The sequence below is a fragment of the Humibacillus xanthopallidus genome, assembly GCF_006716675.1.
GTDB lineage: Bacteria > Actinomycetota > Actinomycetes > Actinomycetales > Dermatophilaceae > Humibacillus > Humibacillus xanthopallidus_B.
This window is the reverse complement of record NZ_VFPM01000003.1, coordinates 393528-409392: the sequence shown is the minus strand read 5'-3', so window position 1 is coordinate 409392 and position 15865 is coordinate 393528. Positions and strand designations below refer to the sequence as shown.

Genomic DNA, 15865 nt, shown 5'->3' with positions numbered 1-15865 from the left:
GGCCTGCGCGGCCCGTCGGCGCGCAGGGCTCCACGCCGATACATTGCTCCCATGGCCTCCCCCGACGGTGTCGTCCCCGGCAACATCTACCTCTTCCGGCACGGCGAGACCGAGTGGTCGCTCTCGGGTCAGCACACCGGCACGACCGACCTCCCGCTCCTGCCCGAGGGTGAGGCGGCGGCGCGCGAGCTCGCCGACGTGCTGCGCAAGAAGCGCTTCGAGCGCGTCCTCGTCTCGCCGCTCCAGCGGGCGAGGCGCACGGCCGAGCTCGCCGGGCTCGGTGACTTCGAGGTCGAGCCGTTGCTCAAGGAGTGGGACTACGGTGCCTACGAGGGCATCACGACCAAGGAGATCAGCGCCGAGATCGGGCGCCCGTGGGAGGTCTTCGCCGACGGGGTCCGCCCGGGCGTGACGCCCGGCGAGACGGTCGAGCAGGTCTCGGCCCGCGCCCAGCAGGTCATCGACAAGGTGTGGCCGGACCTCGAGCACGGCGACGTCGCCCTCTTCGGCCACGGCCATGCGCTCCGTGTGCTGACGGCCACCTTCCTCGGCCTCGACCCCCGTTTCGGTCAGAACCTCATCCTCGACGCCGGGTCGATGAGCGTGCTGACGCACCACCGGTCGACGCGCTGCATCGGGATGTTCAACCTCTCCCCCTGGCGCCTGCTCTCCGAGGACTGAGCGCCCCACCAGCGGGGCGTATGCCGTGTCGCCGGCCTCACGGCATACGTGAGCGGGCTTGTGGCACAGTCGCGCCCGAGTCACGCGCTGGGGAGCTCCCACGTGTGGACGGGCTCGTTGGCGCTCTGACCCTCCATGTAGAGGCGCAGCATCTCGCGCAGGGCCTTGTCGCGGGTCAGGCCGCGAGCCTCGAGTCGCTCGACGCACGTCGTCTGCCACGAGGCGCCGTTGACACCCTTGAGGCAGCGCTGCTCGACGATGCCGAGGAAGCGGTCGCGAACCGCCGCGGACACGCCCCACTTCGACAGGCCCTCGTGGGCCATCGGCAGGAGACGGCGGAGGATGAGCTCGCTCGCCGGCACGTCGCCGAAGCCGGGCCAGAAGGCGCGCGCGTCGATGCCGAGCCGGGCGCCCTCCTCGAAGTTGGCCTCGGCGGCCGAGAAGCTCATCCGGGTCCACACCGGGCGGTCCTCCTCGGCGAGCACCCGCATCGTGCCGTAGTAGAAGGCGGCGTTGGCCATGACGTCGGCGATGCTCGGGCCGGCCGGCAGCACGCGGTTCTCGACGCGGAGGTGGGGGCGCCCGCCGTGGGTGTCGTAGATGGGGCGGTTCCAGCGGTAGACGGTGCCGTTGTGCAGGCGCAGCTCCTTGAGCTCGGGAACCTCGCCCCGCTCGAAGACCTCCTCCGGCTGCTCGTCGTAGATCTCGGGCAGCAGGGCCGGGAAGTAGCGGACGTTCTCCTCGAAGAGGTCGAAGATCGAGGTGATCCACCGTTCGCCGAACCACACGCGCGGCCGGACGCCCTGGTTCTTCAGCTCGACCGACCGGGTGTCGGTGGCCTGGGTGAAGAGGGGGATGCGGGTCTCGGCCCAGAGCCGCTGGCCGAGGAAGAAGGGCGAGTTGGCGCCGAGGGCGAGCTGCGGGCCCGCGAGCACCTGGGCGGCGTTCCAGTGGTCGGCGAAGCGGTCGGGGTGCACCTGCAGGTGCAGCTGGATCGAGGTGCAGGCCGACTCGGGTGCGAGCGAGTCGGAGTAGCGGGCGATGCGCTCCCCCGTCGGCCCCTCGAGCTCGAGCCAGACGTCCTCGCCACGGGCGTCGAGGACCGCGTTGTTGAGGGCGGCGTAGCGGATGTTCTCGCTGATCCAGTCGCCCTCGAAGTGCTCGGGCATGACCGTCGGCAGGATGCCGATCGCGACGATGCCCGTGTGCAGCTCGGCGGCACGCTCCGACGCGCGGTTGAGGGAGCGGCGCAGGTCCGCCTCGAGCTCGAACGCCGAGTCGCCCGGAAGCGGGCGCGGCGGGACGTTGAGCTCGATGTTGTAGCGCGCGAGCTCGGTCTGGTAGTCGGGGTCCGCGATCTGCTCGAGGATCGCCTTGTTGTCGAGCTTGGGGCCGAGGTCCTCGGACACGAGGTTGAGCTCGACCTCGATGCCGGTCATCGGCCTGTCGAACTCGAACTGGCTGTGGCTGAGCATGCGTTCGAAGACGTCGAGGTCGCGACGAACCTTCTCGCGATACTGCTGTCGCTGCTCGCGCGTGTACCTGGCCTGCTCGACATCGGCGCCCACGAGCCGAGACAACCACACTCCGGCCACCAACGCGAGGACAACCGGCGAGGTGACCAGCCCTCGAACAACAGGCTCAGCTCTCGAAGGCCTCCGGCGGCGGGCACGAGCAGACGAGGTGCCGGTCGCCGTAGGCGCCGTCGATGCGGCTGACCGGCGGCCAGTACTTGTCGGCGGCGTCGACACCCACGGGGAAGGCCGCGTCGACCCGGTCGTACGGGTGCTCCCACGGGCCCGCGACGTTGAGCGCGGTGTGCGGGGCGTGGCGCAGCATGCTGTCGGCGACGGCCACCTCGCCGCGGCGAATGGCCTCGATCTCACCGCTGATCGCGATCATCGCGTCGCAGAAGCGGTCGAGCTCGTGGCGGTTCTCGGACTCGGTGGGCTCCACCATGAGGGTGCCGGCGACGGGGAAGCTCATCGTAGGGGCATGGAAGCCGTAGTCGATGAGGCGCTTGGCGATGTCGTCGACGGTGACCCCGGTCTCTGCCGTGATCTGGCGGACGTCGAGGATGCACTCGTGCGCGACGAGGCCGTCCTGGCCGGAGTAGAGCACCGGGAAGTGGTCGCGCAGGCGAGCGGCGATGTAGTTGGCGCCGAGCACCGCCATCTGGGTCGCGTGCCGCAGGCCGTCGCCGCCCATGAGCCGCACGTAGGCCCACGAGATCGGCAGGATGCCGGCGGAGCCGTACGGGGCGGCGGAGATCGGGCCGACGCCCGTCTCGGGGCCGGCCTCGGGCGCGAGCGGGTGGTTGGGCAGATGCGGTGCGAGGTGGGCGCGCACGGCGACCGGGCCGACTCCGGGGCCACCGCCGCCGTGGGGGATGCAGAAGGTCTTGTGCAGGTTGAGGTGGCTGACGTCGGCGCCGAACGTGCCCGGCTGGGCGAGCCCGACGAGGGCGTTGAGGTTGGCGCCGTCGACGTAGACCTGGCCCCCGGCCTCGTGGACGAGCTCGCACAGCTCGGTGATGGTGTCCTCGTAGACACCGTGCGTCGAGGGGTAGGTGACCATGATCGCGGCGAGGTCGTCGCGGTGCGTCTCGACCTTGGCGCGCAGGTCGTCCATGTCGACCGTGCCGCCCGGTGCGGTCTTGACGACGACGACCTTGAGGCCGGCCATGACGGCCGACGCGGCGTTCGTGCCGTGGGCGCTCGCGGGGATGAGGCAGATCCGACGGTGACCCTCGCCGCGCGCCTGGTGGTAGGCGTGGATCGCGAGCAGCCCGGCGAACTCGCCCTGCGAGCCGGCGTTGGGCTGGAGCGACACGGCGTCGTAGCCGGTGATCTCGCACAGCCAGGCGGCGAGCTGGTCGATGAGGTCGCGGATGCCCTCGGTCTGGTCAGCCGGTGCGAAGGGGTGCAGCCCGGCGAACTCCGGCCACGTGATGGCCTCCATCTCCGTCGTCGCGTTGAGCTTCATCGTGCAGGAGCCGAGCGGGATCATGCCGCGGTCGAGTGCGAAGTCGCGGTCCGAGAGCCGGCGGAGGTAGCGCAGCATCGCCGTCTCCGAGTGGTGCGAGTGGAAGACGGGGTGGGTGAGGAAGTCCGACGAGCGCTCCAGCCCAGCTGGTATGCCGGTCGCGTCCGAGGCCCCGATCGTCTCCTTGTCGTCCGGCGAGCTCACGCCGAAGGCGTCGAGGATCGCGAGAACCGTTGTGGCGGTTGAGGTCTCGTCGAGGCTGAGGGAGATGCGGTCGTCGTCGACGCGGTGAAGGTTAATGCCGCGGTCGGCAAAGCCGGTCGTCACCGCGTCGGCGCGGCCGGGCACGACCACCGTCAGCGTGTCGAAGAAGGCGGTGGTCTCGACGTCGAGGCCCGCAGCGACGAGGGTCGCACGCAGGTCGGCCGTGAGGCCCGCGACCCGCCGCGCGATGCCGGCGAGGCCCGCGGGACCGTGCCACACGGCATACATGCTCGCCATGACGGCGAGGAGCACCTGTGCCGTGCAGATGTTGGAGGTCGCCTTCTCGCGCCGGATGTGCTGCTCGCGGGTCTGCAGGGCGAGGCGGTAGGCCTGGTGGCCCTCCGCGTCGACCGAGACGCCGACGAGCCGGCCCGGTAGCTGCCGCTCGAGACCGCGGTGGACGGCCATGTAGCCAGCGTGTGGGCCGCCGAAGCCCATGGGCACGCCGAAGCGCTGGGCGCTGCCGACGGCGATGTCGGCGCCCCAGGCGCCGGGCTCGGTGACGAGGGTGAGGGCGAGCAGGTCGGCGCAGGCGGTGACGAGCGCACCAGCGGCGTGGGCGGCGGAGGCGAGCGGTGCCCAGTCGACGATCTCGCCGGAGGCGTCGGGGTACTGCACCATGACGCCCACGACATGCTTGCCGTCGGCGGCTGCGGCGAGTGAGGCCTCGTCCGTGACTCCGCGCAGGTCGGCCACGACGAGCGGCAGCCCGATGGCTTCGGCCCGGGTGCGCATGACGGCGATCGTCTGCGGGAAGAGGCGGGTGTCGAGGAGCACGACGGCGTCGGCGGGGGCCTTGCCGACCCGGTGCATGAGCGACATCGCCTCGGCTGCGGCGGTCGCCTCGTCGAGCAGCGACGAACCGGCGACGTCGAGGCCGGTGAGGTCGGTGACGACGGTCTGGAAGTTGAGCAGCGCCTCGAGACGGCCCTGGGAGATCTCCGGCTGGTAGGGCGTGTAGGCGGTGTACCACGCGGGGTTCTCGAGGACGTTGCGGCGCACCACGGGCGGGGTGACGGTGCCGTAGTAGCCGAGTCCGATGAGCGAGGTGAGCACGGTGTTGCGCGAGGCGAGCGCCCGGAGCTCGTCGATGACGGCGGTCTCGCTCGCGGCCGCCCCGACGCGCAGCGGCGACTCGGATCGGATGGCGCCCGGGATGGCGCGGTCGCACATCGCGTCGAGGCTCGGCTGCCCGATGACGGCGAGCATGTGCTCGGTGTCCGCGGAGTCGGGGCCGACGTGGCGGCTGACGAAGTCGGCCAGCGGGGCGCCGGCGGCGCCGCCGGGTGAGCTGCCGGGTGAGGCGGACGCGGTGGCGGAGAGGTGGTCGATCGACATGCGGGCTCCTGACGGGATTCGAGCGGACGACACACGCTCCCCGTCTGTTGGGCTCCGACAGGTGCCCTCCAGAGTTGCCTCACCCGCGTGGTCCTGGCGCCTGAGAGGTTCCGGGGATGTTGCCCCTTCGGCGCCTCGTAGGTGCTGCGCACCCCGAGGACTCTCCCACGCAGGGTCGATCGGCAGACCAAATCTACCAGCAGACCGCGCCGTGCCGGCCGCCTTCCCCGGCGGTCGGGGTCGACCGGTCGCGTCAGGCCATGCGGCGTGCAGCGCGGCGGGCCGTCAGCTCGTCGCCCGGGTGCTCTGTCACGGTGTCGTCCTCGGCCCGCTCGCTCGGCAGGTGGGCCAGCTCACCCTCGACCTCGCGCCAGACCCGCCCGACGGCGATGCCGAAGACGCCTTGGCCACCCTGGACCAGGTCGATGACCTCGTCGGCGGACGTGCACTCGTAGACCGAGGCGCCATCGCTCATGAGGGTGATCTGGGCGAGGTCCTCGACCCCGCGCTCACGCAGGTGCTCGATGGCCACGCGGATCTGCTGGAGCGAGACGCCGGTGTCGAGCAGGCGCTTGACGACCTTGAGGACGAGGATGTCGCGGAAGCCGTAGAGGCGCTGCGTGCCAGAACCGGTGGCGCTGCGCACCGACGGCTCGACGAGCCCCGTGCGAGCCCAGTAGTCGAGCTGGCGGTAGGTGATGCCGGCCGCTCGGCAGGCGGTGGGCCCGCGGTAGCCGGAGTCCTCGTCGAGAGTCGGCAGGTCGTCGTCGAAGAGCAGTCCCTGCGAGCCCGTCGGCAGCACGGCCCTCGGGCCGGGCACATCCTCGATGGCAGCCATGTCGTCCTCCTCCTGGGCACGCGATCAGCCGATGACAACCGGATAACTACAGTCGCGTCGTTCATCTGACGGTAGGCGCCTCGCCGGGACTGGTCAATCACCCTCCTCGCGCAGCGGCGTGTCGCGGGAGGTGGCGACCAAACCTTGAGTCTCAGGTCGAAGGTGAGGGTCCGGGCCCGCATCGGGCTCGGCGGCTCAGCTGCCGTGCTCCTCGGTGTCGGTGTCGGGCGCCTCGAAGTCCTCGGCCGACACCTGGTCGAGGAACTCCTTGAACTTCTCGACCTCGTCGTCCTCCTCGGACGACACGACGATGGCGGCCTCGTCGAGGATGGCCGGGTCGACGAGGACCTTGGCTCCGGTGCGCAGGGCGAGCGCGATCGCGTCACTGGCACGCGAGCTCACCTCTGCCGTGCCGTCGATGATGAGCGCGGCGTGGAAGACGGAGTCCTTGAGGGCGACGATGCGCACCTCCGTCAGGGTGTGCCCGAGGACCGTGAGCACGTCACGCATGAGGTCGTGCGTCAGTGGTCGTGGCGGCACGACCCCCTGCTGGGCATACGTGATGGCAGCGGCCTCGGCCGCGCCGATCCAGATGGGCAGGTAGCGCCCGCCGTCGCGCTCGCGCAGCAGCACGATCGGCTGGTTCGTCGGCATCTCGACGCGCACGCCCAGGACATCGACCTCTATCACCCGACCACCGTACCCCGCGCCCGGCCGGAGCCGGAGCGGGCCTCAACGAGAGAGGCCGGAACGCACGAGGGCGACGTGGAGCGCCAGGCATGCCGAGACGATCTCGGCCGCGCGCTCCTCCCGTGTGCCGCCGCCGTGCCGGGTGGCGAGGACCTGCTCGGCGAGGCCGATCTCGCGGTCGGCCGCGGTGCGGAACGGACGCAGATGGCGCGCTTCGAGTCCGTGCGCCGCGAGGGCGCGCGCCGCGCCGGCCACGGCGAGGGCGTCCTCGCCGTAGTGACCGTGGGCGTCGCTCTGGAGCAGGCCGTAGGTCTCGAGCGCCACGAAGGTCTCGGGGTCGAGCCCGGTGGCCTCGCGCACCTCGGCGCCGGTCAGCGAGACGGTATGCCGTTCGAGCAGGCTCCGGGGCGACGGCACTTCCGGATCGGGGCGGGGTGACGGTGGGCGAGGTCGACCGGGTCGCGTGGTGGCGGCAGAGCCCGGGGCGCCGGGTGAGTCCGGGGAGGTGACGGGGCCCGGGTCGTCGGTGAGGCCGCGGTCGAGGGCGTCGAGGGCCTCCCCGATGACCTTGAGCGGCCAGAACCGGTCGCGCTGCGCCTGCAGGATGTAGCGCAGGCGCTGCACGTCGGCCTGGCTGAAGGTGCGGTAGCCCGACGCCGTGCGCTGCGGCGTGACCAGGCCCTCCGCCTCGAGGAAGCGGATCTTCGAGGCGGAGACGTCCGGGAAGTCGTCAGCGAGCGCTGCGAGGACCTTGCCGATCGTCAGCCGGTCGGACGCCGCGGCGCCCGGACCGGTGCCGCCGACCCCCGGGGTGCTGCCCTCACTCACCTCGACGCCCCGAGCGCCCAGCCGGTCAGGCGGCGTAGTAGACGAGACGGAACTTGCCGATCTGCACCTCGTCGCCCGTGTGCAGGGCTGCCTCGTCGATGCGCTCACGGTTGACATAGGTGCCGTTGAGCGACCCCGAGTCACGCACGACGTAGCCGTCGCCGGCGAGCACGAAGACGGCATGCTTGCGCGACACCGTGACGTCGTCGAGGAAGATGTCGGAGTCGGGGTGGCGCCCCGCTGCGACCTGCTGGTCGTCGAGGAGGAAGCGGGCGCCGGTGTTGGGGCCACGGAGGACGACGAGCAGGGCGGTGCCCGGACGAAGCGCCTCGATGGTGGCCTGGTCCTCGGCCGTGAGGCCACGACCATCGACATCGACGTGCTCTGGCTCCTGAGCCGGAACACCCTGGAACCGCATGGTGCGCGGCTCGGTGTTCATCTCGTCGTGGGACGGCTGGTCGCTCGACATGCGCTCCTCCTCGTGCGGGTCGGGCTGGTCACTCGACATCAGGTCCTCCTCGTCGTGCGGGTGGGCCACGGCTCCCCCACTCTAGAGGACGACCGTGCGGCCGATCCGCTCGGAGTGGGGTCACCGTCACCCGGGGCCGGGCTGGTGCACGTGCAGGTCAGGACAGCGAGGCCTTGTAGCCCTCGGCGTCCAGCAGCGCATCGGCCGCGGCGGCGTCGGTGGGTCGCATCTCGAACATCCAGCCCTCACCGTAGGGGTCGGAGTTGATCAGCTCGGGCGCAGCGTCCAGCGCCGAGTTGGTGGCCGTCACCTCGCCCTCGAGAGGAGCGAGGACATCGCTCACCGACTTCGTCGACTCGACCTCGCCGCAGGAGTCGCCGGCCGTCACCGTGTCACCCACGGCAGGCAGCGACACGTAGACGACGTCGCCGAGCGCGTCCTGGGCGAAGGAGGTGATGCCGATGCGGACGACGCCGTCATCGCCGACGCGGACCCACTCGTGGTCGCTGGTGTAGCGCAGGTCGGAGGGGTACTCGAGGTCGCTCATGTCGCTCCTGTCATGACGGGTCGGTGCTGGGGTGGCGCGCACCCGCGAGGTGCTCGTGGGCGCGCGGGCGGGGACTGTGCTGACCACGCACCTGAGAGGATGCCACCTCTGCCCCCTCGGCGGACACCGGGTGGCCGATCCCGTTCCGACGCGGTGGTTCTCCGGCCCGGATCCGGTGCCTCCCGCCGGCCGCTTCGAGGTGCTCGCGCTACTCGACCGGCTTGGCGTGGGTCAGCTCGGTCGGGGTGTGGGTCGAGGCGATCTCGACCGACTCCGACTCCGTCACCGTCGCGTTGGCACCCTTCTGGCGCACCGACTCGACGATGCCGCCGGGGATGGTCATCGCCGAGGCCAGGGTCTTAGAGTCGCCGATGGCCTTGATGACGAACGGGCGCGAGACCGGGGTGCCGTCGATCTTGACCTCGCCGCCGGACTCGCCGATGAAGCTCGAGGCGACGACGCGCACTCCCCCGACGTCGATGGCCTCGGCCCCGCCGTCGCGCAGCTCCTGGATGAGGTCGAGGATCACCGGGCCGGTGACCTGGTTGTCGGGGTCGCTGATGCGCAGCGTGATGCCGGGACCCTTGGCGCCCACGGTGCCGGCGAGGATGCTGAGGGTGTCGAGCCGCTTCTGGGCCTGCTCGAGAGCCTCGGCAGACGTCCCGGTGCCGCTCTTCAGCCGGTCGCGGGTCGCCTCGAGCTCGCGGACCTGCTGGTCGAGTCGCGCGGAGCGCACCGAGACGTCGTCGAGCACTCGCACGAGGTCGGTCTGGCTCAGCTCGGCCAGGCCTCGCTCGTTGGTCAGCTGGACCTGGGCCGCGATGGCAGCCCCCAGGACGACGGCGAGGAGCAGGACGAGCAGGTTGGCTCGCGTCGCCCGCGGCTTGCCCATCGTCAGCAGACGCCCCCACGCGGCGCGGCCCTCGACAGGGTCGACGTGGTGGCCGTGGGCCGCATCCGCGACGACGAAGGGGTCGTCCACGAGCTCCGGCCCGCTCGGCGACGGTGAGCCGGACGACGCCGTCGGCGGCGTCGTGGACGGCGACTCAGCGGTTGGGGACTTAGCGGTTGGGGACTCAGCGGTTGGGGACTCAGCGGTTGGGGACTCAGCGGTTGGGGACTCAGCGGTTGGGGACTCAGCGGTTGGGGACTCAGCGGTCGGCGGCACGGCGTCGACAGGCTCGGGCACCGTCGCCTCCGAGGGCTCGGCCACCGTCGCCTCCGCGGGCTCGGGCACCGTCGCCTCCGCGGCGTCGGGCACCATCCCCTCCGCGGCGTCGGGCACCGTCGCCTCGACGGCCTCGGGGGCCGCTGTCTCCTCAGGCGTGTCCGCTCCGGGCGGCTGCTCGGTGGTTGCCGGCACCGTCGGTACGGCCGACGCCTTTTTCTTCTTCTTGTCCTTCTTGGGCTTCGGCACGTCCGGCACGTCCGGCGCGTCCTCGACCAGGGGTTCTTCGCTCGACATCGTCACGCCTTGAAGAGGTGGCGTCGGATCGAGGCGACGTTGGAGAAGATGCGCACACCGAGCACGACGACGACGCCGGTGGACAGCTGGGCACCGACACCGAGCTGGTCGCCGAGGAAGACGATGAACGCAGCGACGATGACGTTGGAGAGGAACGACACGACGAAGACCTTGTCGTTGAAGATCCCGTCCAGCACGGCCCGAACGGCGCCGAAGACGGCGTCGAGGGCGGCGATGACCGCGATCGGCAGGTAGGGCTGCAGCCACACCGGCACGGAGGGGTCGATGACCAGTCCGATCGCGAGTCCGGCCAGCAGGCCGAGGACGGGTATCACTGCGTGGTCTCCTGGGGGTTGGGGGTCGGGCCCGACGTCGGGCTGCTCGGCACACTCGTCGGGGAGTCAGAGCCGGAGCCCGTCTGCGTCGAGGTCGACGACGGCGCCGAGCCTACGGCGCCCGAGAGCGGTTTCGCGTGGTCGAGCCTGGCGGATGTGTCACCGGGCACCGTGAGGTCCTCGGACGTCGCCAGCGACGACCGGATCTGGTACTCCTGCCGGAGCTGGTCGAGATACACACCGGCGAAGGACGGCTCGAAGATCTGCTGCATGCCCTGGGGGTCACCGAGCGCCGTGATGACGTAGGGCCGTGACAGCGGTCGGAAGTCGACGATGATCGCCTGCCCGGCGAAGCGGATCGCCGCCGTCGAGCTGAGCCGGTGACCGTTGATGGCGATCGCCTCGGCGCCGGCTCCCCAGAGCCCGTTGACGACGATCTGCAGGTCTCCCGAGGTCACCCGCCCCTCCTGGAAGCCTCCGCTCGGGCGGTTGCCGGCGTTGGCGTCCGCATCGGCAGAGGCCGCGTCGTCGATGGTCAGCGTCAGTCCCTGGCCCCGCAGCGGCACGGCCGCAGCACCGACCTCGAGCTGCTTGATCTGCGACGTGAGGTCGTCGCTGCCGGACTGCTGCAGCGACAGGTCCTCGAGATCGCGCACCTGCTTGCTGACGGCGGCGAGCTTCGCCTCCTGTGCCGAGCTGTGGCTCTGGAGGGTCTCGATGCGGGAGACGAGCTCGTCACGGACCGTTGCGGCAGCCGTGGGCTTGGGCCGCAGGGCCTGCGCCCCGATGGCGAAGAGCAGCCCGGTGAGCAGCATCATGACGAACACGAGGACTGTGCGTGTCGACGTCGCCGGCGCCTCCCCCGCCACCCGGCGCCGGTCGGCCGCCGCCTGGTAGCTCGGGTCGAGCGGCCGCTCGAGCATCGAGGTCAGCAGGGTCATCGACGCGTCCGGACGTCGCTCCTCCGGGGTGCGGTCGTTCGGCCGCTCGTCCATCACGACAGCACCACCCGGGGGCTGCGCTCGAGCACGAGACGGGCCTGGACGGCATACAGCACGACGGCGAACCAGTAGAGCGCGACGCCCCACCACGCGAAGCCCCACCCGATCGGCTCGGCCAGCCGGCCGACCCAGTCGTCACGGTCGGCGAGCAGCAGGAACGGGAAGGCGTAGAGCAGGTTGAAGGTGGCGGCCTTGCCGACGAAGTGCACCGGCATGCCGACCTGGCCGCGGTGGCGCAGGTAGAGCAGCATGCCGGCCATCACCACGTCGCGCAGCAGCAGCACGACGACGAGCCACACCGGGATGATGTCGCGCCAGGCCAGGCCCACGAGCGTCGTGACGATGTAGAGCCGGTCGGCGATCGGGTCGAGGAACTGCCCGAGGCGGCTCTCCATGTGGAAGCGCCGCGCGATCTTGCCGTCGAGGTAGTCGGTGAGCCCCGACAGCAGGAGGATGACGAGCGCGAGAATGTCGCGTTCGGCGACGATGGCCCAGAGGAAGACGGGCAGGCCGATGAGCCGCAGCACCGACAGGGCGTTGGGAAGGGTCAGCAGACGGCCGGACACCACGTGCCCGGCGGTTGGCTGCTGCTCCACGTCCACGCCCCAGAGCGTAACGAAGCGGGCTGGGTGCTGATGTCAGGCCGCGGCATCGATGACGACACGTGACAATCCGGGAGCACGTCCCCTCTGGCACACTCTCCCCCATGCCGGGCGGACATGGACACAGTCACTCCCACGGCGGTAGCGGATCGCCGAGTGTGGTGGCGGTCAGCACGGTGGCTCGAGTGGGGCTCACGGTCTTCCTCGTGCTCTCCGCCGCCGCGACGGTGTTCGGCCTCGTCCGGCTATGGCCCGACGACACCGGGGCGTCCCACCGGGTCGCGAGCAGCGAGTACGCGGCCCCCGGCGTCACCTTCCCGATCGCCGTCGTGCAGGCGGTGCTGCCGCCCTGCGAGGGCGCGGACGCTCAGACGGGGGCAAAGCCCGCCGAGGGACAGTCGGGCGACGTCGTAGCCTCCGACGCGACGTGCGGGGCCGTCACCGTGCAGCTCGAGCAGCCGACGCCGAGCTCGGGCGACGTGCGCCCCATCGTGTCGGTCTCGGTGCCGCCTGCCATCTCGACGTCGGGGCTGCGCGACGGCGACACGGTGCAGCTGCTGCGCATCCCGCCCCGTGACGGCAACCCCGAGTCCTACTCCTTCCTCCAGGTCCAGCGCGGCGCGCCCCTGTCGCTCATGCTCGTGCTCTTCGTCGTCGTCGTGGCGCTCATCGCCCGCTGGCGCGGCATCCTCGCGCTCGTCGGGCTCTGCTTCGGCGGCCTCGTGCTCGTCAGGTTCATGCTTCCGGCACTGGTCGGGGGTGCGTCCGGCCTGCTCGTGGCGCTGGTCGGCTGCTCGGCCATCATGTTCGTCGTCCTCTACCTCGCCCACGGGCTGTCGGTGCGCACGAGCACGGCCCTCGCGGGCACCCTCTTCGGGGTCGGCATCACGGCAGGTCTCGGAGTCCTCGCCGTGGGCGGTGCCCGGCTGAGCGGTGTGGCCGACGACGAGGGCGCGACGCTGGCGTCCTTCATCCAGACGATGGACCCCAAGGACCTGCTCACCTGCGCCATCATCGTGGCCGGTCTCGGCGTCCTCAACGACGTGACGATCACGCAGTCGTCCGCCGTCTGGGAGCTGCGCGCAGCGGCTCCCGGGCTCGGCCGGCGCGAGCTCTTCCGCTCCGGCATGCGCATCGGTCGCGACCACATCGCCTCGACGATCTACACGATCGTCTTCGCGTATGCCGGCGCCGCCCTCCCGGTGCTGCTGCTCCTCTTCCTCTATGAGCGGCCCGTCCTCGACATGCTGCAGACCGAGTCGCTGTCGGAGGAGATCGTGCGCACCCTCGCGAGCGCCATCGGACTCGTCCTCGCCGTCCCCGTGACCACGCTCATCGCGGCGCTCACGGTCGGCGGGGCGAAGGCTCCCGCAGTCCCCGGCGGGCCGTCGCCCGAGACACCGGCCCGCCGGCCGGCGCCCGGCGCACTGCCCACGGCGGCCGACCTGCAACGCGCGGCCGAGGGTGCGCCTGCCCCACGCACCCGCGCCGAGGCGCGAGCCCGAATGTCGGACTGACCCGAGCCACCGGCCCACCCCGTCGACGAAGGGGGACCTAGGCCTCTGGTGGGTCGGTGACCGCAGTCCGACGCTGAACGTGTGAGGAACAGGCCCGGCCGGATACTCGGGGTCGTGGTGGGGGCGGTCATCGCCCTGACCGTCCTCGTCGTGTGGCTGTCCACCTCGCGCTCGACGACCGAGCTCGCCGTGGGCTCGCCCGAGCAGACCGTGCAGTCCTACCTCCAAGCCCTGACCCGTCACGACGCCGTCGAGGCGGCGCGCTACCTCGACCCGTCGAGCGGGTGCGAGGTCGCCGACCTCGAGCAAGACGGGCTTCCCGAGGGGCTGCGGGTGACCCTCGCCGACTCCACCGTGGCACCCGGCACCGGAGCACCCTCGGCCCGGGTCACGGTGCTCGTCAGGTTCGGTGACGGCCCCTTGGGCGGCTCGGGCCCGGGCACCTCGGAGACCCATCTCTTCCAGCTGACCCGACCGGGCCAGCAGTGGTTGATCAGCGGCACCCCGTGGCCGCTCTACGCATGCAAAGGAGTGCCGAAATGATCATCGGACTGCTGGGTCTCGTTGTCATCGTCGTGGGTGTCGTCGCCGTGGTGGCGGCGGTCCGCAAGGCATCGAGCCATGACCGGGCGGCGCCGGGTGACGGGCACGCCATCCGCCGCTTCTTCCAGTACCTCGTGCTCTTCGGCCTGCTCGTCGTGACCGCCAACGGCCTCACCGGGCTGCTCGGCCGGGCCTTCGGCGCGGAGGCCTTCCTCGTGGACGACGCGGACCTCGCGCTCAGCCTCGCCTTCACCGTCGTCGGGCTCCCGCTGTTCACCGGCGTCGCGCTGTGGTCGAGACGCAACCTCAAGAGAGACCCGGCGGAGGCACAGTCCTTCGGCTGGGCGGCATACGTCACCCTCGCGGCGCTCCTGTCGTTGACGATGGCGGCGGACGCCTTGAGCGCGACCGTCCAGGGCTGGCTCGGCGCGCGGCCCAATGGGGCCGAGGCCCTCGCGGCCCTCGTCGTGTGGGGGGCGATCTGGGGTGCCCACTGGTGGATCCACCTGCGTCTCGTGCCGGCGCCGCACTCGCGGGTGCACCACCTCGGTGGCTCGCTCGTCGGGCTCATCACGGCCGTGACCGGACTCGTCGTCCTCGCCGGGGCCGTCCTCCAGCAGCTCGTCGGCATGGGCTCGCAGATCGTGCCCTCGCTCCGTGACCAGCTCATCAGCGGAGCCGTCGGCCTCGTCGTGGGCGCCCTCGTCTGGGCCCTCTACTGGCTGCGGACGGCGTCGCGCGAGGAGCGCTCCCCGCTGTGGTTCGGTTACGTCCTGCTCGTCGGAGGTGCGGGCCTCGTGATGGCCATCGTCGCCGCGAGCACCGTGCTCTACACGACGCTGGTGTGGCTCATCGGGGACCCGGAGTTCACCGATGCCCTCCGCCACTTCGTCGACGCCCCGACGGCCGCGGCGGTCGCCCTCGTCGGCGTGGCCGTGTGGTGGTACCACCAGTCGGTGCTGGGGCAGTCCCCCGTCACGGCTCGCACCGAGGTCCGCCGGGTCTACGAGTACCTCATGTCGGCCATCGGTCTGCTCGCTGCGGGAGTGGGTCTCACCCTGCTCGTCGTCGCGGGCATCGAGGCCGCGGTGGGGTCCGAGGTCGTCGTGATCGGCAGCAGCGCCGTCAACACCCTGCTCCTCGCCGGGACGCTGCTCGTCGTCGGGGCACCCGTGTGGTGGTTCTTCTGGCACCGGATCCAGCGGTGCGTCGCGGCCGACCCCGCCGCGGAGCTCGCTTCCCCCACGCGCAGGATCTACCTGCTGCTGCTCTTCGGCCTCGGCGGGGTGGCCGCGGTGGTCTCCCTGCTCGTCGGCGTCTACCTGCTGTTCCAGGACCTCGTGCAGGGCACCTTCGGCCCCGAGACGATCCGCGCCATGCGCATCCCGATCGGCATCCTGCTGAGCACCGGAGCCATCGCGGGCTACCACGGAGCGGTCTACCGCTCGGGCCGCGAGCTGGTGCCGCACGCCGGCGCCCACGGCCCGCGGTACGTGCTCCTCGTCGGACCTGCCGACCCCGAGATCGCGCATGCAGTGGCGCACGAGACGGGCGGCCGGGTCCAGGCGTGGACGACGGAGACCGGTGGCGAGGCCTGGTCGATCGAGGACGTGATGACGGCCATCGGCACCAGCCCGGAGGCGTCGGAGGTGCTCGTCCTCTCCGACCCGTCCGGGGTGCACGCGATCCCCGTCAGCCGGTCCTGACCCGGGTGCGGGTGCCATGCCCCCGACCCCGGCCTCGGCTGCTGCCGGGGTCAGGG

At 71.3% G+C, this 15865-nt stretch carries 15 protein-coding genes and 1 riboswitch; of the genes, 4 read left to right on the top strand and 11 right to left on the bottom strand.

Annotated features, from left to right (window positions below):
* Positions 1-51 precede the first annotated feature (51 nt).
* Positions 52-681 carry a histidine phosphatase family protein gene (locus FBY41_RS16990; protein WP_141845457.1) on the top strand — a complete coding sequence of 210 codons (630 nt, stop codon included), beginning with the start codon at positions 52-54 and terminating at the stop codon, positions 679-681.
* 80 nt (positions 682-761) lie between these two features.
* On the opposite strand, the gene FBY41_RS16985 is transcribed toward FBY41_RS16990, so the two are convergent.
* The 11 genes from FBY41_RS16985 to FBY41_RS16935 form a co-directional block, all read right to left on the bottom strand.
* Positions 762-2249 carry a glutamate--cysteine ligase gene (locus tag FBY41_RS16985; RefSeq protein WP_141845456.1) on the bottom strand — a complete coding sequence of 496 codons (1488 nt, stop codon included), beginning with the start codon at positions 2247-2249 and terminating at the stop codon, positions 762-764.
* 73 nt (positions 2250-2322) lie between these two features.
* A complete protein-coding gene (gcvP, locus tag FBY41_RS16980; RefSeq protein ID WP_141845455.1) occupies positions 2323-5268 on the bottom strand; it encodes an aminomethyl-transferring glycine dehydrogenase in 2946 nt (981 codons plus the stop codon).
* Positions 5269-5346: 78 nt separating this feature from the next.
* Positions 5347-5446: riboswitch (glycine riboswitch) on the bottom strand.
* Positions 5447-5521: 75 nt separating this feature from the next.
* Complete coding sequence (locus tag FBY41_RS16975) at positions 5522-6106, bottom strand: MerR family transcriptional regulator (protein ID WP_141845454.1); 585 nt, start codon at positions 6104-6106, stop codon at positions 5522-5524.
* 195 nt (positions 6107-6301) lie between these two features.
* Complete coding sequence (locus FBY41_RS16970; RefSeq protein ID WP_141845453.1) at positions 6302-6796, bottom strand: bifunctional nuclease family protein; 495 nt, start codon at positions 6794-6796, stop codon at positions 6302-6304.
* A 42-nt stretch (positions 6797-6838) separates the two neighbouring features.
* Positions 6839-7624 carry a transcriptional regulator FtsR gene (ftsR, locus tag FBY41_RS16965; protein ID WP_260439864.1) on the bottom strand — a complete coding sequence of 262 codons (786 nt, stop codon included), beginning with the start codon at positions 7622-7624 and terminating at the stop codon, positions 6839-6841.
* 25 nt (positions 7625-7649) lie between these two features.
* Positions 7650-8093: an FHA domain-containing protein gene (locus tag FBY41_RS16960; protein WP_141846252.1), complete on the bottom strand. Its 444-nt coding sequence runs from the start codon at positions 8091-8093 to the stop codon at positions 7650-7652.
* A gap of 157 nt (positions 8094-8250) precedes the next feature.
* Entirely contained in the window at positions 8251-8640 is a 390-nt protein-coding gene (gene gcvH / locus FBY41_RS16955; protein ID WP_141845451.1) for a glycine cleavage system protein GcvH, read from the bottom strand.
* Between the two features lie 208 nt (positions 8641-8848).
* Positions 8849-10105, bottom strand: a complete 1257-nt coding sequence (locus FBY41_RS16950) for a DUF881 domain-containing protein (RefSeq protein WP_260439863.1) — start codon at positions 10103-10105, stop codon at positions 8849-8851.
* A 2-nt stretch (positions 10106-10107) separates the two neighbouring features.
* A complete protein-coding gene (locus FBY41_RS16945; RefSeq protein ID WP_141820447.1) occupies positions 10108-10440 on the bottom strand; it encodes a small basic family protein in 333 nt (110 codons plus the stop codon).
* Complete coding sequence (locus FBY41_RS16940; protein WP_260439862.1) at positions 10437-11435, bottom strand: DUF881 domain-containing protein; 999 nt, start codon at positions 11433-11435, stop codon at positions 10437-10439. Before FBY41_RS16940 ends, FBY41_RS16945 begins: the two co-directional genes overlap by 4 nt.
* A complete protein-coding gene (locus FBY41_RS16935; protein WP_375869883.1) occupies positions 11435-12037 on the bottom strand; it encodes a CDP-alcohol phosphatidyltransferase family protein in 603 nt (200 codons plus the stop codon). The genes FBY41_RS16940 and FBY41_RS16935 overlap by 1 nt, the downstream gene beginning before the upstream one ends.
* Before the next feature lie 191 nt (positions 12038-12228).
* On the opposite strand from FBY41_RS16935, the gene FBY41_RS16930 reads away from it, so the two are divergent.
* The 3 genes from FBY41_RS16930 to FBY41_RS16920 all read left to right on the top strand — a co-directional run bounded on the left by FBY41_RS16930 (position 12229) and on the right by FBY41_RS16920 (position 15809).
* Positions 12229-13560, top strand: coding sequence for a YibE/F family protein (locus FBY41_RS16930; protein WP_260439861.1), 1332 nt, complete (start codon positions 12229-12231; stop codon positions 13558-13560).
* Positions 13561-13641: 81 nt separating this feature from the next.
* Positions 13642-14103, top strand: a complete 462-nt coding sequence (locus FBY41_RS16925) for a hypothetical protein (RefSeq protein ID WP_141845448.1) — start codon at positions 13642-13644, stop codon at positions 14101-14103.
* Positions 14100-15809 carry a DUF5671 domain-containing protein gene (locus FBY41_RS16920; protein ID WP_141845447.1) on the top strand — a complete coding sequence of 570 codons (1710 nt, stop codon included), beginning with the start codon at positions 14100-14102 and terminating at the stop codon, positions 15807-15809. Before FBY41_RS16925 ends, FBY41_RS16920 begins: the two co-directional genes overlap by 4 nt.
* Positions 15810-15865: the final 56 nt, after the last annotated feature.

Excerpts from the sequence above, each read along its gene's own strand:
- FBY41_RS16990 (WP_141845457.1), top strand. The coding sequence starts at position 52 with ATGGCCTCCCCCGACGGTGTCGTCCCCGGCAACATCTACCTCTTCCGG.
- gcvP (WP_141845455.1), bottom strand. The coding sequence starts at position 5,268 with ATGTCGATCGACCACCTCTCCGCCACCGCGTCCGCCTCACCCGGCAGC.
- FBY41_RS16975 (WP_141845454.1), bottom strand. The coding sequence starts at position 6,106 with ATGGCTGCCATCGAGGATGTGCCCGGCCCGAGGGCCGTGCTGCCGACG.
- FBY41_RS16960 (WP_141846252.1), bottom strand. The coding sequence starts at position 8,093 with ATGTCGAGCGACCAGCCGTCCCACGACGAGATGAACACCGAGCCGCGC.
- gcvH (WP_141845451.1), bottom strand. The coding sequence starts at position 8,640 with ATGAGCGACCTCGAGTACCCCTCCGACCTGCGCTACACCAGCGACCAC.
- FBY41_RS16950 (WP_260439863.1), bottom strand. The coding sequence starts at position 10,105 with ATGTCGAGCGAAGAACCCCTGGTCGAGGACGCGCCGGACGTGCCGGAC.
- FBY41_RS16940 (WP_260439862.1), bottom strand. The coding sequence starts at position 11,435 with ATGGACGAGCGGCCGAACGACCGCACCCCGGAGGAGCGACGTCCGGAC.
- FBY41_RS16920 (WP_141845447.1), top strand. The coding sequence starts at position 14,100 with ATGATCATCGGACTGCTGGGTCTCGTTGTCATCGTCGTGGGTGTCGTC.